Origin of the sequence: Vreelandella arcis, from assembly GCF_900103865.1 — a bacterium.
GTDB lineage: Bacteria > Pseudomonadota > Gammaproteobacteria > Pseudomonadales > Halomonadaceae > Vreelandella > Vreelandella arcis.
Map to the genome: position 1 here is coordinate 296,379 of NZ_FNII01000002.1, position 21,320 is coordinate 317,698.

20 protein-coding genes are annotated in these 21,320 nt (G+C 55.2%); 5 read left to right on the forward strand and 15 right to left on the reverse strand.

Annotated elements, in window-relative coordinates:
- Positions 1 to 6: 6 nt before the first annotated feature.
- A complete protein-coding gene (locus BLR97_RS03325) occupies positions 7 to 2,754 on the reverse strand; it encodes a bifunctional acetate--CoA ligase family protein/GNAT family N-acetyltransferase (RefSeq protein WP_089702462.1) in 2,748 nt (915 codons plus the stop codon).
- A gap of 104 nt (positions 2,755 to 2,858) precedes the next feature.
- On the opposite strand from BLR97_RS03325, the gene BLR97_RS03330 reads away from it, so the two are divergent.
- A complete protein-coding gene (locus BLR97_RS03330) occupies positions 2,859 to 3,800 on the forward strand; it encodes a histone deacetylase family protein (protein ID WP_089702464.1) in 942 nt (313 codons plus the stop codon).
- A gap of 108 nt (positions 3,801 to 3,908) precedes the next feature.
- Here the strand turns inward: BLR97_RS03330 and BLR97_RS03335 are convergent, their stop codons facing one another.
- The 5 genes from BLR97_RS03335 to BLR97_RS03355 form a co-directional block, all read right to left on the reverse strand.
- Positions 3,909 to 4,259: a TusE/DsrC/DsvC family sulfur relay protein gene (locus BLR97_RS03335; RefSeq protein WP_089702466.1), complete on the reverse strand. Its 351-nt coding sequence runs from the start codon at positions 4,257 to 4,259 to the stop codon at positions 3,909 to 3,911.
- Between the two features lie 15 nt (positions 4,260 to 4,274).
- Positions 4,275 to 4,565: a sulfurtransferase complex subunit TusB gene (tusB, locus tag BLR97_RS03340; RefSeq protein WP_089702468.1), complete on the reverse strand. Its 291-nt coding sequence runs from the start codon at positions 4,563 to 4,565 to the stop codon at positions 4,275 to 4,277.
- 8 nt (positions 4,566 to 4,573) lie between these two features.
- On the reverse strand, positions 4,574 to 4,939 hold the full coding sequence (locus BLR97_RS03345; protein ID WP_089702470.1) for a DsrE family protein: 366 nt from the start codon (positions 4,937 to 4,939) through the stop codon (positions 4,574 to 4,576).
- A gap of 8 nt (positions 4,940 to 4,947) precedes the next feature.
- Positions 4,948 to 5,340, reverse strand: a complete 393-nt coding sequence (gene tusD, locus BLR97_RS03350) for a sulfurtransferase complex subunit TusD (protein ID WP_089702473.1) — start codon at positions 5,338 to 5,340, stop codon at positions 4,948 to 4,950.
- Positions 5,341 to 5,513: 173 nt separating this feature from the next.
- Positions 5,514 to 6,194, reverse strand: coding sequence for a Bax inhibitor-1/YccA family protein (locus tag BLR97_RS03355; protein WP_089702475.1), 681 nt, complete (start codon positions 6,192 to 6,194; stop codon positions 5,514 to 5,516).
- 160 nt (positions 6,195 to 6,354) lie between these two features.
- Between BLR97_RS03355 and BLR97_RS03360 the strand changes: the two genes are divergently transcribed.
- Positions 6,355 to 7,113 (forward strand): dienelactone hydrolase family protein, encoded by a 759-nt coding sequence (locus BLR97_RS03360; RefSeq protein WP_089702477.1) that lies wholly within the window; start codon positions 6,355 to 6,357, stop codon positions 7,111 to 7,113.
- 59 nt (positions 7,114 to 7,172) lie between these two features.
- Here the strand turns inward: BLR97_RS03360 and BLR97_RS19695 are convergent, their stop codons facing one another.
- From BLR97_RS19695 to speB, 8 genes are all read right to left on the reverse strand, one after another.
- Complete coding sequence (locus tag BLR97_RS19695; protein ID WP_170832970.1) at positions 7,173 to 7,331, reverse strand: hypothetical protein; 159 nt, start codon at positions 7,329 to 7,331, stop codon at positions 7,173 to 7,175.
- Positions 7,332 to 7,409: 78 nt separating this feature from the next.
- Positions 7,410 to 8,420, reverse strand: a complete 1,011-nt coding sequence (locus BLR97_RS03365) for a hydrolase (protein WP_089702677.1) — start codon at positions 8,418 to 8,420, stop codon at positions 7,410 to 7,412.
- A gap of 79 nt (positions 8,421 to 8,499) precedes the next feature.
- The gene (locus BLR97_RS03370) at positions 8,500 to 10,122 is read right to left on the reverse strand and encodes a BCCT family transporter (protein WP_089702479.1); all 1,623 of its coding nucleotides are present in this window, start codon (positions 10,120 to 10,122) and stop codon (positions 8,500 to 8,502) included.
- A gap of 99 nt (positions 10,123 to 10,221) precedes the next feature.
- A complete protein-coding gene (locus BLR97_RS03375; protein WP_170832971.1) occupies positions 10,222 to 11,385 on the reverse strand; it encodes an endonuclease/exonuclease/phosphatase family protein in 1,164 nt (387 codons plus the stop codon).
- Positions 11,386 to 11,472: 87 nt separating this feature from the next.
- Positions 11,473 to 12,921, reverse strand: a complete 1,449-nt coding sequence (locus BLR97_RS03380) for an aldehyde dehydrogenase family protein (protein ID WP_244511169.1) — start codon at positions 12,919 to 12,921, stop codon at positions 11,473 to 11,475.
- A gap of 22 nt (positions 12,922 to 12,943) precedes the next feature.
- Positions 12,944 to 14,587: a 5-guanidino-2-oxopentanoate decarboxylase gene (locus BLR97_RS03385; RefSeq protein ID WP_089702485.1), complete on the reverse strand. Its 1,644-nt coding sequence runs from the start codon at positions 14,585 to 14,587 to the stop codon at positions 12,944 to 12,946.
- 11 nt (positions 14,588 to 14,598) lie between these two features.
- Positions 14,599 to 15,984 carry a YjiH family protein gene (locus tag BLR97_RS03390; protein WP_089702487.1) on the reverse strand — a complete coding sequence of 462 codons (1,386 nt, stop codon included), beginning with the start codon at positions 15,982 to 15,984 and terminating at the stop codon, positions 14,599 to 14,601.
- Between the two features lie 74 nt (positions 15,985 to 16,058).
- Positions 16,059 to 17,009 carry an agmatinase gene (speB, locus tag BLR97_RS03395; protein WP_089702489.1) on the reverse strand — a complete coding sequence of 317 codons (951 nt, stop codon included), beginning with the start codon at positions 17,007 to 17,009 and terminating at the stop codon, positions 16,059 to 16,061.
- Positions 17,010 to 17,191: 182 nt separating this feature from the next.
- Between speB and BLR97_RS03400 the strand changes: the two genes are divergently transcribed.
- The gene (locus BLR97_RS03400; protein WP_089702490.1) at positions 17,192 to 18,622 is read left to right on the forward strand and encodes a sigma-54 interaction domain-containing protein; all 1,431 of its coding nucleotides are present in this window, start codon (positions 17,192 to 17,194) and stop codon (positions 18,620 to 18,622) included.
- A gap of 59 nt (positions 18,623 to 18,681) precedes the next feature.
- Here BLR97_RS03400 and BLR97_RS03405 read toward each other — a convergent pair whose 3' ends face one another.
- A complete protein-coding gene (locus BLR97_RS03405; RefSeq protein WP_089702492.1) occupies positions 18,682 to 19,296 on the reverse strand; it encodes a TetR/AcrR family transcriptional regulator in 615 nt (204 codons plus the stop codon).
- Positions 19,297 to 19,400: 104 nt separating this feature from the next.
- Between BLR97_RS03405 and BLR97_RS03410 the strand changes: the two genes are divergently transcribed.
- Both BLR97_RS03410 and BLR97_RS03415 read left to right on the forward strand, forming a co-directional pair.
- The gene (locus tag BLR97_RS03410) at positions 19,401 to 20,465 is read left to right on the forward strand and encodes an extracellular solute-binding protein (protein ID WP_089702494.1); all 1,065 of its coding nucleotides are present in this window, start codon (positions 19,401 to 19,403) and stop codon (positions 20,463 to 20,465) included.
- Entirely contained in the window at positions 20,465 to 21,319 is an 855-nt protein-coding gene (locus BLR97_RS03415) for an ABC transporter permease (protein WP_211605041.1), read from the forward strand. Before BLR97_RS03410 ends, BLR97_RS03415 begins: the two co-directional genes overlap by 1 nt.
- The last annotated feature ends 1 nt before the right edge of the window (position 21,320 follow it).

Sequence of the window (21,320 nt, forward strand, 5' to 3'; positions counted from 1 at the left end):
CCAAGCTTAGTCGGGCAGGCTTTCCAAGCGGTGACGTTGCCACTCGCTGGCAGGCTCGTTAAGCCGCATGATGGCATCGATAACCTGCTCTTCCATGTTGTAACGACAAGTGAAGCCTAAATGCTTCATCAACGCCCGCATCGGGTGATTATCCGCCATAATCTTACCCACCATTTCCAGCGTGCCAATGTGGGTGCAGTAGTCGATCATTTTCTTCATTAACAGACTACCGATCCCAAGCCCTTGCAGATCGTCGCGTATAATGACCGAGAATTCCGTTCTGATATTGTCGGGATCATTCCAAACCCGCACCACGCCCAGCATCTCTTTGCTGCCGTCATCGCGCTGGTGCTCCGCGATGAACGCCATTTGTCGATCGTAATTGATATGCGAAAGCACCGATAGGTCGCGCTGGGTTAAATCCGACTTGTTATGGAAATAACGAAAGCGGATGCTTTCCTCAGACAATTGACGATGGAAGTTGGTGATCAACGGTGCATCTTCGGCGCGAATAGGCCTCACTTCAACTTGCCAACCGTTTTTCAGCGTAATCCACTCACGCAGCTCCTCTGGGTAAGGCATGATGGCAAAACGTGCCGGTGGCCCCAAATCCATGGCGAAGTCGACCGCTAGCATGCCGTCCCGGTTAAGCAACAGCGGGTTGAGTTCAAGTCCGCGCAGCTCGCCCAAGTCCGAGGCCATTTGCGAGAGTTTAACCAACAGTTGGCATAGGTGATGGGTATCCCGGTCAGGGTCTGACGAATGCTCGCGAATCAAAGACGCCGCATGGGTGCGACCCACCACATCCGCCGCCAAACTCATGTTAAGCGGCGGTAGTGCGACCTGTCGGTCAGCCAGCACGTTAACTTTATAGCCGCCAATACCAAACACAATCAGCGGGCCGAACACCGGATCCCGGGTAATACCCGCGCACACCTGCATAGAATGCTTGCCGCGCTGCATGGGCTGCAAGCAATATTCATGAACGGCGTACTCGGGGAATTTTTCATTAACTTTTTCACCCAGCTTAATGACGCCCTCGGCTACCTGCTCGGGCGTTTCAAGGTCTTGCAGCAGCCCTGCCGATATTTTATGCGGGTGTTTACGGTAGCGATAAGGTCGGCAATTGCCCTCGTGAACGACCTTCAAGGCTTTAGGCCCCTCAATCTTGGCGGCAACCTCAAGCGCCTGCTCAGCGCTGGTGAGGTAATAACTGGTGGCGGCAGGTATGCCGTACGCTTCAAGTACCTGCGCCGTCTCAGAGTGACTCAACGTTTGACGCCCTTCCGCCTTGGCATCGCTGATCAAGGTACGACATTGGGCGCGAATTGCGGCGCTGGTGGAAAATGGCAAGCTGGGGGGTGTTTCCTGTAGCAACTGCTGCACGCGCTGGTAGTCCACCATGTGCATGAAGGCTTTTACCGCCTTTTCGGGTGAAATATAGGTGGGAATGCCCGCTATGTTGCATTCGTGGCGGGCATTAAGCGCCTCTTTCAAGCCCATCCAACTGGTCAGCAAGTTACGGCGAAACGCTTTACGGTTGGCAATTAACGCTTGTGCCGTCACTAATGAGGGCGCTAACCGAGTTGGTGCGTGTACCACTAGTACCGCATCCACATTGGCATCTGCCGCCACAATACGCAGCGCCTCAACAAATCGCTCAGGTGTCGCATTGCCCCCCAAATCGACAGGGTTTTCACCCGGCTTGCTCATATCGACTTGGCTTTTATGCAGCGCGTTTTGGGTTTCTTCGCTAAATTCAGCTAATTTTCCGCCTGCACTGATGAGCTTATCGATGGCCAGCATCGCAGGGCCCAAGCCGTTAGATACGACCGCCAATCGATCGCCACGCAGCGGCTTCATACGCGAAAGCGTTTCAAGAGCATCCAGCAGCTCGTCTGAATCATCCACCCGCACCACACCCGCACGGGAGAAAGCCGCGTCAAACACTACGTCGCGATTGGCAATGCCCGGTGTCGGCGCCATGCCGGAAATATCCGAGGCAAAGGTTCGCCCGCTTTTAATCGCCAGTACAAGCCGGTTACGCGAGGCATCACGTACCGCGGTCATAAAATGCTGAGCGTTGGAAACCCGCTCTAAGTGAAGCAGGATTGCCTGAGCAGGAGAGAACTGATTTACGTAGTCAATTAAATCAGGCAACAGCACATCGACGCTGTCACCGACGGTAATCAAGTGGGAAAAGCCCACGTCGCGCCCCGCTGCCCAGTCAATCATCGCATTGGCTAACATGCCCGACTGGCCCAAATAGGCCACGCGCCCGGCCTTGATCGGTTGGCTAGCGTAGGAAGCGTTGAGTTTTTTAGCCGGCACGATGACGCCCATGCACTCCGGCCCCAGAACGCGAATACCGGATTCCCGTGCGGCGCTTAACATGCGCTCTCGGATAGAGCCTTGGTTACCCTTTTCTCGATCCAGGTAGGCCCCACCGGATAACACCAACGTAGCTTTTACCCCAAATTTGCCTAACTGCTGAATCAATTTGGGCACGCCCTCAATGGGCGAGCAGATAACCGCGAGGTCAGGTACCTCGGGCATATCTTCAATACGTTTGACACAAGGGTCGCCGAAGACCTGATCATAACCTCTCAAATTAATCGCCCAGCGCTGCCCCTTGAACCCCGCCTCTTGAAGATTCCGCAGAACCAGCCCCCCTAGCGATTCGGGTTTTTCGGACGCACCGATCACGGCAAGCGTGCGGGGTTCAAAAAAATGGTGCAAGAAACGTGTGCTCACGTTTACCTCTCCTCAAGCGGTGCAGCGCGATGTAAGACTTATGGACACTGTCGCGTATCATCAGGTCGCGATTAAGGTAGTACTAGTCATAATGGAGCGCTTGAATGATCACTGCCTACCTTACCCATCCGGACTGCTCATTGCATCACATGGGGCCGGGACATCCTGAAAATCCGCAGCGACTGGAGGCAATCCGAGCGCGTTTGTCGCTGTCTGGTCTATTACAGCAAACCATGCAAGCCGATGCCAAGGAAGCCGACGATGAGTCGCTTCGCCGGGTTCATGCAACCCGACATCTCAACGCACTGACGAAGTGCTTGCCCGAAGAAGGTATTATACCGCTTGATAACGATACCTTGATGAATCCGGATAGCTTAAAAGCCGCTCGGTTAGCCGCGGGAGCAGTCATCAAAGGCATTGACCAAGTATTTAAGCGTCAAGCCGATAATGTGTTTTGCGCTATCCGCCCGCCTGGTCATCATGCCGAAGCGGCCGAGGCAATGGGGTTTTGTTTCTATAACAATATTGCCGTCGGGGCGGCTTATGCCAAGGAACGCTATGGTGCCCAGCGCATTGCCGTGCTGGACTTTGACGTACATCAGTGCAACGGTACAATCGATATTTTCAAGAATGACCCCAGCGTTCTGATTTGCACCAGCTTTCAATACCCTTTCTACCCATGGCGGTATTTACGCAGCGAATGGCAAAATGTGGTTAACACGCCTTTAGAAGTGGGTACCGATGGGCCCGAGTTTCGACGTCTGATCGAAAGCCAATGGCTACCGGCACTTCATCGCTTCAAACCTGACCTGGTACTCATCTCCGCTGGGTTTGATGCCCACCGCGACGATCCCATGGGCGATGTATGCCTTACCGACGAGGATTTTTACTGGATCACTCACATGGCGATGGAAATTGCCACACTCTATGCCGATAACCGTCTCGTATCGTCACTCGAAGGTGGCTACAACCCGACCTCGTTGGCAAGCGGCGTTGAGGCCCACCTGAAAGCATTGCTGGGACAACCCTTTACCAATGCGCCCTAAACCCAGAGGCAAGCCTGTATATCCACGGTGCTGGAGAAGCATGCCAAGTTTGGTTGGGTCGCGCCGCATGGGATGCAGGCTAGCGACAGCTAACCAGTAACGCGAGTATTACAGGCAATTGGTAGGTTTGGGGAGTCCCGCAATACGGGCAACTACCTTGGCTGTACTGCCCGGGAATAGGCGCATCAAGTAAATAGAGCGCCCTTTCTCTTCACCTAAGGATCGCTGCGTGGCTTTGACCAGCGGTCGCATGGCGGGGGCCATTTCATAGCGCGCATAGAACGACCGCACTAGATTGATAATTTCCCAGTGCTCGGGCGTTAATTCGATGCCTTCATCGTCTGCCAATTGACCGGCCACGGTCTCCGACCAGTCACTCAAATCGACAAGGTAGCCTTCCGGGTCTAGCTCGATGTTGGATTCGGTACTCAGGTAACGCGGGGTGTCGGTATTGTTCATCGGTGTGCTCACTGTCTAATACCAAGTAATCGATTGTTCGTATTGCTCGGTTAACTGAACAAAACCTTCTATATCGACGGTGGCGAGCCTGTGATGGCTTGCAGCGTTGGCAAATCCTCTTGCGACAAGATCCTCTTCAAGCAAAAACACCGGGTAGTCGGTTTGTTTCCAACAGTCCAAGTCGGGCTGTAGCGCCGCGCTGACGGCTTCTTCAATGAGTAGCAACGCATCCCCGGGGTTAATCGCCTGCTCAGCCTGCCGGGCCGCATCGCTGAGGGGAGCGGTGGTTAGAATGTGCAGGATCATAGCGCTCCCTAAAAGTTGAATATCAGCCGGGGTTGGCTAAACAACGCTTTAACTTGTGACTCACTCAGCGGTGTCACGCCGTTTACCAGCGAGGCCAAGGGGATATTGAGTTCCTCAAGCGTTTGATCGGGGACATTTAATTGATCAATCTCGTACATTTCCAGCATGTCGATGGTGGGCAACGTGGCTTTTTGCCCTGGCGCACCGGCCTGCTGTTCTTTACACAGCGCCAATGCGCCCTGCCCCATAAAAAGCAGCCTGACGGATTGGCCAAAGGCGGCGGCCACCAGAGCTGCGTCCAAGCCTTCACGCAACCAGTTGGAATTATGCGGGGCATGACGAATGATCACCATCAGGTCTTCTGATTTATCCATGAGCAATCTCAATTGGCGAACGTTATCAAGCGCTGGCATCGCTGCTGAAGAGTGAGCAACTGGCCCAACCCGGTCAACTCAAAGGGTGCTTCAAGGTTAAACGCGGTGTAGCCATGACGTGCAGCTTCGGATTCACTGACGACGCCGCGCCTTAGTGCAGCCGCAATACAAACATCCAATGGCACGCCGTGTTGCTCGTGCAGGGCCTTCCAGGCTTCACGAATGTTAAGTTCATCCTGCGGCGGGGTCATGAGCGATGAGGCGTTATGAACCCCGTCATGATAAAAGAAAACACCGGCCAGTTGATGCCCCCTTGCCAAGATAGCGTGCGCAAACCTAAGTGCCGAATGCGGCGCAGGCTGGCTATAGGGAGCCCCCATCACTAACAATCCGTAGTCCATTTGCTCTTACCTATCACAGCTTGACGAGTAACATCTGGTGACCAAGATCTGACGTTGATGATCTATTGATCCGATCACTATTTGCCTGTTCATGGTAATGCCTAAAGCAAAAAAACAGACCCTAAACTAATAGGGTCTGTCGAGACATTACCTGACGTCAACGAATCTGCGTGTTAATCGCTACTCATAAAACCGAGCAGCGACAGCAGGCTGATGAACAAGTTATAGATAGACACGAACAGTGTAATGGTCGCTAAAATGTAGTTGGTCTCACCCTGGCGATGAATGATTTCACTGGTTTGATAAAGAATGGCGGCTGAAGAAAACAGCACAAAGCCAGCCGATACCATTAGCGACAACGCAGGGATGTTAAAGATAAGCGCGGCGACCATCGCCAATACCAGCACAATCGCGCCAGCTATCATGAAGTTACCGAGGAAGCTGAAATCTTTCTTTGTGATCAGCGCCACTGCCGAAAGACCGATAAAGGTGATACCGGTCATGGCCAAGGCATTCATGATCAACGCGCCGCCGTTCGGCAATGCCAAATAAGCGGACAAAATAGGCCCTAAGGTGAAGCCCATAAAGCCCGTAAAGGCAAACGTTGCGGCTAAGCCAGCTGCCGAATTGGCCGTTTTATGGACCAAGAACATCAAACCATAGGCACCGATAAAGAACACGAAGATGTTCATTTGCTGAACACCCATCGCCACGGCCGCCCCTGCAGTAGCCGCAGAGAACAGCAGTGTCATGGCCAGTAACGCGTAGGTGTTACGTAGCACTTTGTTGGTGCTCACCGAGTTGGCGACACCGCCCGATGCTGATTGCGCAATATGTGAGTCGTTGTAACTCATGTGTTCATGCTCCGTAATGATCTGTCGAACAGTTGACCAGCATGCCGTCACCGAGTTCCAGACGCAAGCCTTTGTCTTCCACGCAAATAGTTTTTCAATGTTGTACCAGTTTAGCAAGTATTGTCTATGCTTGTTGAACATCTCATTGGACACTACAGCGATGAAGAAAATTCTACTCCCCACCAGCACATTAGCGCTACTAACGTTGACGCAGGCGGCGCTGGCTTTCTCCCCCGCTGGGGAAGATATTGCTTACACCGTGAACGAAGAAAACTTCCAGGGCTATTTTGTCTCCGGCGGTGAGGATGCAAAAGGCAGTGTCCTGATCGTTCATGATTGGGACGGGTTGGATGATTACGAGCGCCAACGCGCCGATATGCTGGCCGATGAGGGTTACGATGTCTTCGCCGTGGATCTGTATGGCGAAGGCAATCGCCCCCAGGCGGTCGAGGATAAGCGTGCGGCCACCAATCGACTGTATGAAAACCGGGAACGGATGCGCATGCTCACGCTGGGCGGCCTGGCACAGGCAAGGCAAGAAGGCGCGGCTGAGCAGACAGTTATTATAGGGTACTGTTTTGGCGGTGCGGTAGCGTTAGAAATCGCACGTTCGGGCGAAGCAGAGGGCGTTGCTGCCTACTCCACCTTCCATGGTGGCTTAACCACGCCCGAAGGCCAATCCTACGCCGGTGATACCGCGCCTATCTTTATTGCCCACGGCGGAGCCGACAGTTCAGTAAGCCTGGACGATGTTGCCACCTTGGCTGGCGAGTTAGAAACCGCAGGCGTTACCTACGAAGTCGGCATTTATTCCGGTGCCCCCCACGCGTTTAGTGTTTTTGGTAGTGATGCCTATCACGAGCGGGCTGACCAGCGTTCGTGGACAGCCTTTAATGCTTGGTTGGAGGAAAGGCTTTAACAATCATCTCATTCCAGCGACGCCAAGCGTCGCTGGGTGCGTGCCAACAACCACATTGCTTAGCTTTGCACATCTTCTTCATCGTCTTTCTGCGGTGTAACCGTTTTCATCGCCGCGTGACGAACATCTTGGGAATTGTAGAGACGCGCATCAATCACGTGCAATACCGCTAATTGCGCGAATAGCACCGCAAAACAGACAATCAGACCTTTTAGCATGGCGGCTTTCCGGATGGGCTCAAAATAAGCCTTAACGTTTGCATAGTAGCGCAACGCCGCCAGGACACAATCAATAATCTAAGCGCAGGTCGCCCATTTTTTTACCGTCAATGGCGTTGACGCCAACCAGGCTGGCAGCCGCCGTTCCAGGTAATAATCGGGCTCCCAGGGAGCGCCTTCAATAAAGCCCACATGGCCGCCTTGGCGATGAAATTCCAGAGCCACATTTTGCGGCAACGCCGCCTTGTTTGGAGCGCTGTGAGGATAAACAAACGGATCGTCTTGCGCCTGGATAATCAGCGTCGGCACGCTAATGGCGGATATAAAATAAACACTGCTGCAACGCTGGTAATAATCGCTGGCGCTTGAGAAACCGTGCAAGGGCGCGGTTACCCGCTCATCAAATTCCCATAGGGTGGTAACACGCTTAAGCGAGCTTAAGGCAAGAAGTTTGGCGTACTCGTCGGGGTCGCCATTAATAGCGAATCGGTGACGTTTATCTGCCATATAGCGTCTTAGGTCGCGTAAAAAACGCGCTTGATAGATTTTAGACATTCCCTGGCTGATTCGTTCGGCACTGTGATCCAGACGAAACGGCACCGAAACCGCCGCGGCCGCCTGCAATGGTGTTGCACCGCCCTGCTCGCCCAAGTACTTAAGTAACACATTGCCGCCAAGCGAATAGCCAATGGCCGCCAAAGGCTGGGTTGGTCGACGCGAGGAAAGCAGGTCGACTACCTCCTCTAGATCCTCGCTGACGCCAGAATGATAACCCCGCGCTCGACGGTTAGGCTCTCCTGAGCATCCCCGCCAATTCACCGCCACACTCTGCCAGCCTTTCAAGGCCAATGCCTGCTGCTGACCCAGAATATAGCGCGACGAAGAGCTACCGGTTAGCCCATGAAGAAGTATCACGCACGGAGTATCATCATCCCCCTGACCAAGCCAATCGAGATCCAGAAAATCCCCATCCCTTAGCGTCATTCGCTCACGCTCGCGTCCTAAACAAAGTTCAGAACGAAAAAGCGGACTATACAGCGTTTGAAGATGACCTGCAGACAACCACCGAGCAGCACGAAATGAGGACATAAAGTAAATAAACCATGGGCAGAAAGTGAATGGCGCAGGCTTAAAGCCATTGTCCGTTGATGTCAGTGCTGCATGCCGCCTAGTCATCCGGTGCCAACTCCTCTCGCTTCGGAGGGCTGCCCACCTTCACTTCGCTAAGTTCCTCATGGGACAGGCCGCGGTACAACGCGAACATCATGGCAAACACCAGAATGAACATTGGCAGGCCGACAACGGTGATCACCTCCTGCAGAGCGGTAAGCCCGGCGTCGCCGGCAAGCACGATGAGCATGGCCGCCAACATACCTTCAGAGACGCCCCAGAAGACCCGTTGGTGCCAGGGGCCGGGATCTGCACTGCCTGTGCACAGCATATCGACTACCAGGGACGCGGAGTCCGATGACGTGGCAAAAAAGATGGCGACGATAACAACCGCCAAGCCCTGGATTAACGTGGCCGCTGGGAAACTCTCGAAAAACGCAAACATGGCGAGTGGAATACTTTCGCCCACGGCAGCGGACAAGGCACCGGCCTGCTCTCCCATGGCTTCCCGGGCATCGGGCCCAATCCCGTCAATCTCCATGGCAGACCAGCCAAAGATCGCAAACCAAACCAGCGTAAAGATGGAGGGAGCGAACAGTACACCAAGGACGAACTCACGGATGGTTCGCCCGCGGGAAATCCGCGCCACAAATATCCCGATGAAAGGCGACCAGGTCACTGTCCAGGCCCAATAGAACACCGTCCAACTGCCCTGCCACCCCCAGGCACCGCCATCGCTGGAATAGCTTGCCAGCGTATCATTCCAGAATGCCATTGGCAGCAGGTTCGTTATGTAGAGACCAAAGGTCTCGACAACAGCACGTAAAAGAAAAACGGTCGACCCTGTAAACAACACAAACAGCATCAAGCCAACAGCCATGCCAATATTGATATTGGAAAGCCGCTTCACGCCTGAGTCCAGCCCCGCCACGATCGATCCCACCGCGACGGTCGTCAAGACAGTGATGATGAGCACCTTGGTAATCACAGCATCCGGAATATCAAATAATTCCGTTAGCCCCGCATTGATCTGCTGGGTGCCCAGGCCAATAGAAACCGCCACACCAAAGAGCGTCCCGAGAATGGCAAAGATATCGAGGGTTTTGCCGAAAGGACCGTAAATGCGATCGCCTATCAGCGGATAGAACACTGAGCTGAAACGCATCGGCAGGTTGTAACGATAGATAAAGTACGCAAAAGCCAGGCCAGGCATAGCGAAAATCGCCCAGGTGTGCAGCCCAAGGTGATAGATCGAAAAACTCATGGCATCGTCGGCGGCTGCTACAGAGAAGGGCTCGACATCCGGTCTCGGGGGAGTTGCAAAGTGGGAAATAGGCTCAGCCACGCCCCAGAACATCAACACCGTGCCAATACCGCCGGCGAACAGCATGCTGAACCAGGAGAGGTTGCCATAGGCTGGCTTCGCATCATTGCCCCCCAGGCGAATCGCCCCGAAACGGCTGATCGCCACCCACAGCAGAAACGCCACCCAACTCGTCACCCCTAAAATAAAGAACCAGCCAAGGTTGGTAACGATCCATTCCCGCCCCGCGCCAAAGGCATTCCCTACTGGGCCGGGCGCAATCAAAAGCACCACTAAAAAAACGATCATGATCCCGGCAGATGTGAAAAAAATCGTGGGATCCGTCTTAAGGCCCAGCTTCTTCGCCAGTGCTTCCATCACCATTACTCCCAAGTCTTTCCGACAACATAGGAGTTATTCGTCGGTCACGCCAAGTGGTCAGCGAAACTTGATTTTTTACGGTTGTTAAAGAGATTCTCAGTTTGACTCTGACTCCCTTTCTCCTTCCCCTGCCTCCGAGGAGCTAACATCATGCTCCTCTGCGTCTTCGGCGCCTTCCTCGACCATCTCTTGGGCTTCCTGCTCGTCCTCAGCTGACGCCTCTGGCTTTCCGTGATCTTTCCGAGCAACAGTTAGCGTTGTAGAGAGTCCGAAGTGATCCGAGCCTTGCACCTTCACTCTGTCGATATCAATAAGATGGAAACCATCAGAAACGAACAGGTGATCAATCGGGTATCGCCACCATGGATATTTAGCATGGTAGGTACTCAGCAACCGCCGACCAAGGCGGGGATCTTTTAGGTCACTCAAATCGGCGAATAGCCTGGTGGTGTCAGACCATGCAACGTCATTGAAGTCCCCGGTGACAATCCAGCGGTTGTCCGGGTCTTCTTCAACATGGCGAGCAATGAGCATAAGCTCTGCATCGCGTTCACGGCTGTCCCGTCGCCCTTCCTCGTTGCTGAAGTTTCTTTCCTGCAGCCCTGGAGGAACTGGGTGGGCGCCGACAAAGCGCACTGGGCCAATGTCTGGAACGTCAATCGTCGCGAAAACGGAAGGTCGACGCTCAGAGACCAAATGTTCAACCGCCTGCTCCAGCAACGGAATCCGTGACCATAGCACTATCCCCAGCCCCTCACCGCGAACCTCTCCAACGCGATGGGCATAATGCTCATCTAGCGGCGCCATCCCTTCGGCCCAGGCGCTATCGACTTCGATTAGCAATAGTAGATCGGGATCCTCGCGACGAACCATCGCCAGTACCTCAGCGTAATGGTCGTTCGTGTAGGTAACATTCGCGGTCAGCACTTTAAGAGTCGTCTGGTTTTCGCCGGGTTGTCCTTCAGCGGTGGGTACCTCGGTCGACCAAATGGTTGTGAACGGCAGGATGTGCGTTAAGTGCCAACCTGCTATCGCAAAGATGACCACTATCCACACTGCGTGCTCTTTTCTCGGGCGCTTTAGCCACGCGTGCACTCCCAGAAGCAGCACTGGCAAAACCAGCACGCCAGTCAACTGTAGCCGCGGAAAATCCCACAGTCTGATCCACCATTGGCCACTAGGTATTAATGGCAGTAAGGCCACCACTACCATCAAAAGCACCAACAACCGGATGCCCCAGAGAAGGAGTTTTAAAAACATGAGGCCTCTCAACATGGCAATGTTGGCCGCGGAAATCCCGGCCATACTTGTCTAAAATGCCGCAAACATTGTTACAATTTAAGCAAGTTAGCTTTCAGGCCCCATAAGGTGCTTAACCTGAAGATATTCTGCCAAACCCCAGGGACCCAACTCACGGCCGATACCACTAATCCCAAAGCCGCCCCAACTGGCTTCTGGCATGACGAGCTGCTCGGTGTTGTACCAGACGCTGCCGGCACGCAGCTGTTGACCAATTCGACGTGCACGCTCGACATCCCCGGCGATCACCGTGGCTGCCAGGCCGAATGGGCTGGCGTTAGCGAGCTCGACGGCTTGCTCATCGTTACTCACACTGCGCCCACACAGTACGGGCCCGAAAATCTCTTCCTGCCATAATTGGCTTTCGACGGGTACGTCGCGAAACAGCGTCGGGGCTACAAACTCACCCTGCTCGGGAAGTTGACGGTGACTGCTATCTCGCACCGCAACCAGCGCTTCTTTTCGGGCAATCTCAAGATATTCCTCGACCACCTTGCGCTGCTTAGAGCTGGTCATTGGCCCCATGTCTGTATCGTCGGCCAGCGGGTCTCCCAGCCGGATAGCATCCATTCTCTGGCCCAGCGCTTCGTAAAGGGCATCGGCCAATGACTCGTGCACGATAAGCCGCGAAGTTGCCGAACACACCTGCCCAGAGTTAAAGAAGATGCCTGCCATTACCCAATCGGCGGCCTGGTCAACGTCGGCATCACTAAGCACCAGAACGGGCGACTTGCCCCCCAGCTCCAGCGAGACATTGCGGACGCCCCGGGCGGCGGCATGCATTACCTGTTCACCAACCGCATTACTCCCGGTGAAGGAAAGCTTATCAACATCAGGATGGGCGGTTAACGGCGCTCCAACATGCTCACCATCACCATGCACCAGGTTAAAAACGCCCGGCGGCAGTTCCACTTCCTCGGCGATCTCAGCCAGCGCCTGCTCGGGTAGCGGCGTCACTTCCGAGGGTTTGAAAACCACCGTGCAGCCCGCCGCCAGAGCCGGTGCAATCTTCCAGGCACTGGTGACCAGCGGGAAGTTCCAGGGAGAAATCAGCCCTACCACGCCCGCAGGATCCTCGAATGTCTGAACCCGAACCCCCTCCATGCTGTGGGACACATTACGCCCCTGGCGCGCTTCCAGCTCATGGGCCAATCCTGCGTAGTAGCGATAGCAGGCAATCGCATCGTCGAGATCAATCGCCGTCTCGGCGAGCGCCTTGCCGTTATTGCGTGATGAAAGGCGCATTAACGACTCGCGTCGCGCTGTCAGCGCATCGGCGAACGCCGCCAAATACTCGCCTCGACGACCACCCCCCAGCGCTTGCCACCCTGGCAAAGCACGCCGAGCAGCGGCCACCGCCGCCGCGACATCAGCCGGATCACCGACTGTGACCTCAGCAATGATTTCCTGACGATAGGGATCAGTAACAGGCAGTCGCGCTTGGCCGTTACTTGCCACCCAGCAGTTGTCGATGAAGTGTTGTGTCAGTTGTTGCAAGAGAGGTACCTCTCGATAGAAATCAATGGGAGTCGGGCGAGTTATGCGTCTCGGGTTGAACCGCTTCGCTCCAGGCAAAAGCATCAATCTCGACCAGAATCGGCCCGGTCAACGGTCTGTTGCGCAGCACAGAGGCCAGCTCTTCCGGGGTTTTAATGCGCTTTGACATGCACCCGAAGCCAGCAGCCAGCATCTGAAAATCTGGGGCCTGAATATCCACCCCTAGACGAGGCACCCCGGCGCCGTCCATAAAACGGCGAATCTCTTCATACCCTTGATTGTGCCAAAGCACTACGACGACCGGCAGTGTCTCCTCTACCGCGCAGGCCAATTCAGAAAGCGTAAACATGATGCCACCGTCACCCACTAGCGCTACGACCGGCAAGTCAGACCGCCCCAGGCTTGCCCCCATAGCGGCGGGCAAGCCATAGCCCAGCGTACCGTAGCCGGTGGAGGCATTGAAAAAACGCCTTGGCGCCGGTTGGGAAACGAGATGATTGGCGGCGTAGGTGGTAGCGCAGGAGTCGCCCACCAGGATGGCATCGGGTAAGCTTTCACGAAGCACCTCAAATAGCGGCACATAAGGGGCGAAGGCAGGATCTGCCTCCATCTCAAGCGCTTGCCAGGCAGCTGTCACCCGAGCCTCACCGTCCCGCTGTCGGGGCAACTCGGCACAGCGTGCAGCCAGGGCTTGAAGGGTTAGCCCGGCATCCGCCACCAGTGCCAGCTCGGCGTACTGGTTACGCGCCAACTGCTCGGCGTCGATGTCCACCCGGATCAGACGCCCCGTAAGCTCAAAGCCATCATCAAAGACCACATCGTAGTCGGTCTCGCCCAGCTCGGTGCCGATGGCCAGGATAACGTCGGCCTCCTTGGCCAACTTACGCACTGGCGGCAGGGAGACATTGGCGCCCAGATCCAGAGGGTGATCGCGGCCCAGCAACCCCTTGGCATTGATGGTCGTGACCGTCGGGGCATCAAGCGCTTCCACCAGCGTGCGTGCCGCATCAGGCGCTGATACACAGCCACCCCCCAGCAATACCAGTGGGCGATTTGCCGCTGAAAGCCACTCCATGGCTGTCTCTAGCGCCGCAGGGTCGGGTGCCGGCTTGGCCATTGTAGAACGCTGCCAGCGAGCCGGCTTCGCGACCGGTGCGTTGAACAGGTCAATTGGAATTTCAATATGCACGGGGCCCGGTCGCGCCCCTTCAAACACGGCAAAGGCCCGGGCCAATGCATCGGGGAGCCCGTCGGGCGTTGCCAGCGTGTAGCTGAAGCGCGATAGGCCTGCCGTCAGCTGCTGCTGGCTGGGTAGCTCGTGAAGTCGACCCTGACCGCGACCCAGGGTGTCGCGGCGATTGACGCTGGAAATCACCAGCATGGGGATGGAGTCAGCCAGTGCTTGCCCCATGGCCGTGGCAATATTGGTCATGCCGGGGCCGGTAATGATGAAACAGACGCCCGGCTGCCCGGTCGCCCGGGCGTAACCGTCGGCCATAAAACCCGCACCCTGTTCGTGGCGTGGGGTAATATGGCGGATCCCGCCCGCCTCGCCTCCATCCAGTCCCCGATAAAGCTCTACGGTGTGCACACCGGGAATGCCGAAGACGGTATCTACCCCATAGGTGTCGCGCAGCAATCGAATGAGCAACTCTGCACAGGTCATACTTGCGCTCCTCATCCTACTAGCCAGTGAGCCATGACCACGATGATCGGCAACGTGATGGCGGTGCGAATCAAGAAGATCGCGGCCAGCTCCCAAAGTTTCAGCGGTATCTTCGACTTGAGCAGCAAGGCGCCAATCTCGGACATGTAAACCAATTGGGTCAGCGACAGACAGGCAATGACGAAACGCGTCAGCTCGCTTTCAATATTGCTGGCCAGCACTGCCGGCAGAAACATATCGGCAAAGCCCACTAATGTCGCGGGCGCTGCGGCCTCCGCTTCCGGTAAACCCATCCATTGCAGCACGGGCACCATGGGCATCGACAACCAAGTAAATATGGGTGTGAACTCCGCCAGGATAAGCGCCACGGTGCCGATGGCGATCACCAGCGGCAAAAGACCAAAGAAGATATCCGCAACGTTGTACAGCGCAATCCGCACCAACTGACGGGGGCCCGGCGCCTTTTCGGCACGTGCCACCGCCATTCCCAAGCTATAGCGTAGCAGGCCTTGTTTACCGGTACGCTCTTCCTGCAATTGACAGCCAACCGGCGGGTAGTAGCTATTCGACTTGAGTGATAAAGGCGGTAGCCGAGGCACGATCACTGCCGCTATCAGCCCCGCCACGACGACCGTCAGGTAGAAAGGCACAAAGAGGTGGTTAATACCGATAAAACTGGTCACCAAAATCGCAAAGGCAATCGACACGATAGAGAAATTTGTTGCGATGGCCGCTGCTTCGCGGCAGTTGTAGAAGCCCTTCTCATACTGCTGAGTGGTAATCAACACGCCGACGGTGCCGGAGCCCATCCAAGAAGCGGTGGCATCGATGGCGCTGCGTCCCGGCAAGCCGAAAATCCACCTAAAGGGCGTGCGCAGTAGGCTTCCAATGAACTCCATAAAACCAAAGTCGACCAGAAAAGGCAGCAGAATGGCGGCAAAGAAGAAGAACGTCAGCAGCACAGGGGCCAAGTCGTTGAGCATCACACCACCTGTGTAAGAGGCGATGGCAAATTCAGGGCAGAACTGGAAATACGTCATGAGCGCAAAAATCGCCCCAAGCCCCCGCATGGCAACCCACACCGGCGCCACGTCAAAAAGCTCGCCGAGCGCATTGTCCTGAGCCCAAACTGGCTTGGAAAGCTTCACATACGCCGTTATCACCAGCGACAGGCACAGAACTACCGTGGCAATCGCGGGCAGCGCATCACCGAGTAGCGTCTGCAGACCATCAGCGGCCAGCCCCATGCCGATATTGATGGTGTCGCCGAAGGAGAAAGGCACCAGGAACAATAAAATGCCGATGATTGACGGCACGAGAAACTTGATCAGGCCGTGACGCGAGAGAGGAACCTCTTCATTCGCGATATCATCAGAACTATCAAGGGAAGAAGGCATTGGTTACCTCGGAATAAGTTGTCATTGTCATGGAGTTAGTGATCGGCCACGTTCGAGGCCGATATGCTTGGTGCTTAGTCGCGACGCGTAACGCCCGGCAAAATGCACAGCATTTCATAGAGCAAGGTGGCGCCTATCAGGGCGGTATTGCCGCTAGGGTCATAGGGTGGTGAGACTTCCACCAGATCGCCGCCGACAATATTGAGGCCCGCTGCGCCACGAAGGATCTCAAGACCCTGCTGCGCGGTTAGGCCGCCCATTTCCACGGTGCCGGTACCTGGAGCAACGGAGGGATCCAGCGCATCAATATCGAAGGAGATATAAACGGGTCTGTCGCCCATCTGTTCATGCACTTCTGCCATCAGGGGGGCGAGGGATTGGTACCAACACTGCTCGGCCTGAACAACGCGAAAGCCCTGGTCACGACACCAGTCGAAGTCTTCAGCGGCATAGCCAGTACCCCGGAGGCCAATCTGGACAACTCGTTGGCTATCCAGCAGGCCCTCTTCCTGCGCGCGCCGGAACGGGCAACCATGTGCTACTTCCTCACCGAACATCGTCTCGTTGATATCGGCATGGGCATCAATATGAATCAGGCCAACCGGGCCATGCTTTTTGGCAATAGCGCGCAGCACCGGCCAAGTCAGGGTGTGATCGCCACCCAGTGTTAGCGGCACGCAGTCGTGCGCTAAAACCTGATCGTAGAAACCGGAGATGATGTCCAGGTTCTTGGGCAGATTGAAGGTATTGATCGGCACGTCGCCGATGTCTGCGACCTGAAGGCTGTCGAAGGGTGCTGCACGCGTGGCCATGTTGTAGGGACGCAACATCCGCGACTCATCACGAATCTGCCGCGGCCCCAGGCGCGTGCCAGGGCGATTGGAAGTGCCAATATCCATCGGGATACCAATGAACGCGGCATCTAGCCCCTTGGCGCCCTCCTGAGTGGGCAAGCGCATCATAGTGGCAGGGCCACCAAACCTGGGCATGTCGTTGCCACCTAGTGGCTGGTTGAAGCGAGTCATGAACAACTCCTCTTGTTATCAGGTTCCTATCGTCCTCGACAGGGCGCCCTGACTACTGCAGGAATCATGCCAGGCCGTATAATACGCAATCTGGAAGCAAACGATTCATTAATGGATCGTTTGGCGGCTGCATTTGATACAATTATGAATCAAAGATACAAAAATGGATCGCTCGCCTCCCCATGAACACCATCGATCACCTCATTCTAGGCACTATCATCGATACCGCCCATGATCACTTTTTTGTGGTCGCTGCCAACGGCACAATTGACTATGTAAGCCCAAGCGCGGCGGCGGTCTACGGTATCTCCTGTGAGGAGCTGCGCTCGAGCAATGTGCAACGTCTGGAAGCCGAAGGAGTGCTGAATCCATCCATTAGCATGGAAGTGATGCGCACCGGGCAGCCAGCGCAACTCATCCAGCGAACCGCCACCGGACGTCGCGTCATTGCTCAAGCTCACCCGGTCTTCGAGGATGGAAAACTGGTGGCGGTTGTCAGTCGCTCAATGGATCTCACTGATCTGCAGCTGTTGCAGCAGGAATACGCGTTTCTTCAACAACGTTTCAGCGAGCACCTTAAACGCAGTCAGGAACATGAACAGGGAGATTTGTCGCTAGAAAGTGAACTAAACGAGCTGCAAATCAAAAGCCCCTTGATGCGTGAAATAGCCTTGCTGCTAAAGCGTGTTGCCCCAACCGATGCGACGGTGATGCTGCTGGGTGAGTCTGGCGTTGGAAAGACTGCTTTCGCTCGACAACTTCACCACTGGAGCTCAAGAAACGCCGGGCCCTTTGTGGACGTCAATTGCGCCGCCATACCTGACAGTCTCTTCGAGGCCGAGATGTTCGGTTATCGGCCAGGGGCATTTAGCGGCGCCGCCCCCGGCGGGCGCGTGGGTCTCATCGAGCAGGCAGCAGGCGGTACGCTATTTCTTGATGAGATTGGCGAGCTCCCGCTGGCCATGCAAACCAAGCTGCTGAAGGCCATTCAGGACGGCCGCATTGCACGACTGGGTGAAAACCTGTCTCGCCAGGTTGATTTCCGCTTGGTCGTTGCCACCAACCGAAATCTCATTCAACGCGTTGAAGAAGGCACCTTTCGGCTCGATCTTTACTACCGGCTGAATGTTATCCCCGTCACGCTGCCTCCTCTTCGTGAGCGCCGTGAGGACATCCCCGAATTGGTAAATCGCCAACTGGAACGGCTGAATCGCCGATATAGCCAGGAGAAGCTGCTTGATCGCACCATCTGGCGACCGCTGATGAGGCATGAGTGGCCAGGCAATGTGCGGGAATTGGAGAACTGGCTGGAACGGGCTTGGTTGTCTTGCAATGACGTCATTCATGCCGACGTCCCCGGTTTGACTCACCCCGATGCAACTGGGCAGCAAGAGCCTACCCAGGCTAGGCCGTCACCAGGGGCGGCTGACGTGTCGATAATCGGCGAGAGTGAAGGTCTCAAGGACGCAGCCAATCGTATCGAACGCAGCATTCTTGCTGAGTTATGTGAGGCATTACCCTCTACCTATGCCATCGCAAAGCGGCTGGATATTAGCCAACCGAGCGTTGTCAGGAAGCTCAAACGCCATCGTTTGCGGGTTAAAAATAGCTAGCACTGCTCGTTTGTTTACTGGTAATTATCCACTCAAATTGTTTTGGCTCGGTTGGCTCGTCAAGGCACGAGCCATTGGGCAATCATCTCCAACTGACGATGCAATTGCGTTTTCAACGATTCCAGTTCCATGTCGTCCGACTTGATAAATTCCATGAAAAGCATGTTGAGTACGTTAAACAACAGGCTCCCCACCACCGCAGCCTCCAAGTCCGCGGCGATATCTCCTCGCTCCTTTAACACTAGAATCAAACGCTGCACCTGATCTTTAAGACGCTCATCCAAAAGATTGTACTTGAGACCATTCGGGGTCTGAGGCGCGTCGATTGAGGTCGCCATGGCGGTGCGCCACATTTGCTTGTTCAGATAATGCAGCGAGTGGTCGTAATAGTGATCAATCAGACGCGTAAGGGCCTTGAGTGCTGGCTGCGGCGGAGACGCCAACAGGCATTCACCCGCTTCCAGCACCTCTTCAACTTCCATGGCAACGATGGCAATGAGGATATCGCCTTTAGTCGCGTAATAGTTATAGACAGTGCCCACTGACACATTTGCCTGATGGGCCAGATCCTCAATGCGCACATGCCGATAATCATCCCGCCGAAACAGCTTGGCAGCAGTCGTTAGGATGCGCCGATTACGGTCGGCTTTCTGTCTTTCACGTAAACCCGTCAAGCCGAACCTCCAAAACGTTAAATTGCGTTAAACGGTAGCATCAGCTACAAAAATGAATAGGTTCAACTTTTATGAAATAACGCCAACCCCACAAGAGGCTTACCATGCACCCTTCCTGCTTCCGCTACTCCCTCACGTTGCCGGCCACTCTGATACTGACTGGCATGGGGTCGGCTCAAGCCAATGAGACCCTTAACGCATTGGTTTGGTGCGATCATACCGACCCCGCCCTCATTGAGCCATTTGAAGAGCGTCATGACGTCAGCATTAACCTACGAGAGTACGAAGGCACAGGGGCCGCTTTCGCCATGCTTGAACAGTCACGCCCCGGTGATTGGGATGTCCTGGTGATTGATACGGTTGACGTGCCGCGCGCCGTGGAGGCGGGACTGCTCGCCCCACTTGATGCTTCGGCGCTGCCTACCGATGACTTTTTCCCCGAGATTGTGATGGCTTCCAGCAATCAGATGGATGGGAATACGTATGCCGTTACCGAAAAATTCGGCTTTAATACGATTTCCTACAACGCCGACAGCGTGGATCCTGCTGATCTCGACAACCTGTTATCCATCTGGGGTGATGAGCCCGCCGGGCGCATCGCCATCTATGATTACTATCTGCCGGTCATCGGCTTGGTAGCAACCGGTCTTGGGTTGGACACCAGTGAGCTCACAGCGGAAGACCTGCCCGCTATCCGCGAAGAACTACTCAAAATGAAACAAGCGGCCAGCTCTACCGGTGGCGTGGTCGCCAGCCAAACGGCGCTTGCCACCGGAGAAGCCGAAATTGTGGTCGGTGGTGGTGAATGGCTGACTGCAGTACTCGCCGAAGAGCAACCCAATCTGACCTGGACTATTCCCGAGCAAGGGGCCGTCCGCTGGTCGCAGTCCATTGGCGTTGTCGCCGATAGTGAAAAATCAGCGTTGGCCGAAGCCTTCGTTCAACACTTGGTTAGCCCTGAAGGCCAAGCCGCCCTTGCCACGTCTTCCTGTTACTGGGGAATGCCTGCTAACCAGCAAACAGGCGAACACCTGACAGAGGCGCAAAAGTCAGTTTTACGCTGGGATCAACAAGAAGACTATTTAGCGCGTAGCCAGCTTTATCCGGCACCCGATGAGCAGTTGGACGCGGCGATGCAAGACCTCTGGTTTGAAATGCTGCAGCACTAATGACCATGGCTTCTTCATCGACTCGCCGAGGCTGGGGCTTTTTGGCCCCAGCCGTGCTGTGGACGCTTGCCTTTTTTGTCGCGCCTTTCACCATCATGGCGGCCATGAGCCTTGCGTCGCTCGAAGGGCGTGAATTGGTCTGGGCAATCAGCTTCGACAATTATCACAAGCTGTTCACCCAGCCCTTTCTCACCAAGGCGATCTGGGTATCACTGCAAATCACCCTGACCGTCACCGTGATCTCCGTCCTTCTAGCCTACCCGTTGGCATGGATTATCGCCTTTCGAGTTCCCAAGCGTTGGCAACGTCTGGTGCTGCTTCTCAGCATCCTGCCTTTCTGGACCTCCTACGTGGTGCGCTCATATTCCTGGCTACTGGTGATGTCACGCGAGGGGGTCATCAATAACTCGATGCTGTCCCTTGGGCTGATCTCGGAGCCGTTGCAGATGGCAAGCTCCCGGTTGGCTACCGTGACCGGCTTTGTGCACTTCTTTGTCATGCTGCTGACATTGACAATTTTTGCCAACCTCGTGCAGCTATCTCCCAACTATCGCCGGGCCGCCGTGGATCTCGGTGCCTCAAGCTGGCAAGCCTTTCGTCATGTGATTCTTCCTCTGACGATGCCTGGCATCATGGTGGGCGCCTTCTTGACCTTCGTGCTCTGCATCGGCGACTACATCACGCCGCAGATCCTTGGCGGGAATAACGAGCTAACCGTACCTCAAGTGATCATGATGCAACTCGGGCGGCGCGGTGACTTCCCACTGGCATCCGCTATGTCGTTGGTGCTGATGGGACTTGTCACGCTGGCTTATATCGCTACGGCCAGATGGCTGCGACTGGACAGGATATAGA

Bases quoted from the DNA above. Each gene is read 5' to 3' on its own strand.
- BLR97_RS03330 (WP_089702464.1), top strand. From the start codon at position 2,859: ATGATCACTGCCTACCTTACCCATCCGGACTGCTCATTGCATCACATG.
- BLR97_RS03335 (WP_089702466.1), bottom strand. From the start codon at position 4,259: ATGAACAATACCGACACCCCGCGTTACCTGAGTACCGAATCCAACATC.
- tusB (WP_089702468.1), bottom strand. From the start codon at position 4,565: ATGATCCTGCACATTCTAACCACCGCTCCCCTCAGCGATGCGGCCCGG.
- BLR97_RS03345 (WP_089702470.1), bottom strand. From the start codon at position 4,939: ATGGATAAATCAGAAGACCTGATGGTGATCATTCGTCATGCCCCGCAT.
- tusD (WP_089702473.1), bottom strand. From the start codon at position 5,340: ATGGACTACGGATTGTTAGTGATGGGGGCTCCCTATAGCCAGCCTGCG.
- BLR97_RS03355 (WP_089702475.1), bottom strand. From the start codon at position 6,194: ATGAGTTACAACGACTCACATATTGCGCAATCAGCATCGGGCGGTGTC.
- BLR97_RS03360 (WP_089702477.1), top strand. From the start codon at position 6,355: ATGAAGAAAATTCTACTCCCCACCAGCACATTAGCGCTACTAACGTTG.
- BLR97_RS19695 (WP_170832970.1), bottom strand. From the start codon at position 7,331: ATGCTAAAAGGTCTGATTGTCTGTTTTGCGGTGCTATTCGCGCAATTA.
- BLR97_RS03365 (WP_089702677.1), bottom strand. From the start codon at position 8,420: ATGTCCTCATTTCGTGCTGCTCGGTGGTTGTCTGCAGGTCATCTTCAA.
- BLR97_RS03370 (WP_089702479.1), bottom strand. From the start codon at position 10,122: ATGGAAGCACTGGCGAAGAAGCTGGGCCTTAAGACGGATCCCACGATT.
- BLR97_RS03375 (WP_170832971.1), bottom strand. From the start codon at position 11,385: ATGTTTTTAAAACTCCTTCTCTGGGGCATCCGGTTGTTGGTGCTTTTG.
- BLR97_RS03385 (WP_089702485.1), bottom strand. From the start codon at position 14,587: ATGACCTGTGCAGAGTTGCTCATTCGATTGCTGCGCGACACCTATGGG.
- BLR97_RS03390 (WP_089702487.1), bottom strand. From the start codon at position 15,984: ATGCCTTCTTCCCTTGATAGTTCTGATGATATCGCGAATGAAGAGGTT.
- speB (WP_089702489.1), bottom strand. From the start codon at position 17,009: ATGACTCGCTTCAACCAGCCACTAGGTGGCAACGACATGCCCAGGTTT.
- BLR97_RS03400 (WP_089702490.1), top strand. From the start codon at position 17,192: ATGAACACCATCGATCACCTCATTCTAGGCACTATCATCGATACCGCC.
- BLR97_RS03410 (WP_089702494.1), top strand. From the start codon at position 19,401: ATGCACCCTTCCTGCTTCCGCTACTCCCTCACGTTGCCGGCCACTCTG.
- BLR97_RS03415 (WP_211605041.1), top strand. From the start codon at position 20,465: ATGACCATGGCTTCTTCATCGACTCGCCGAGGCTGGGGCTTTTTGGCC.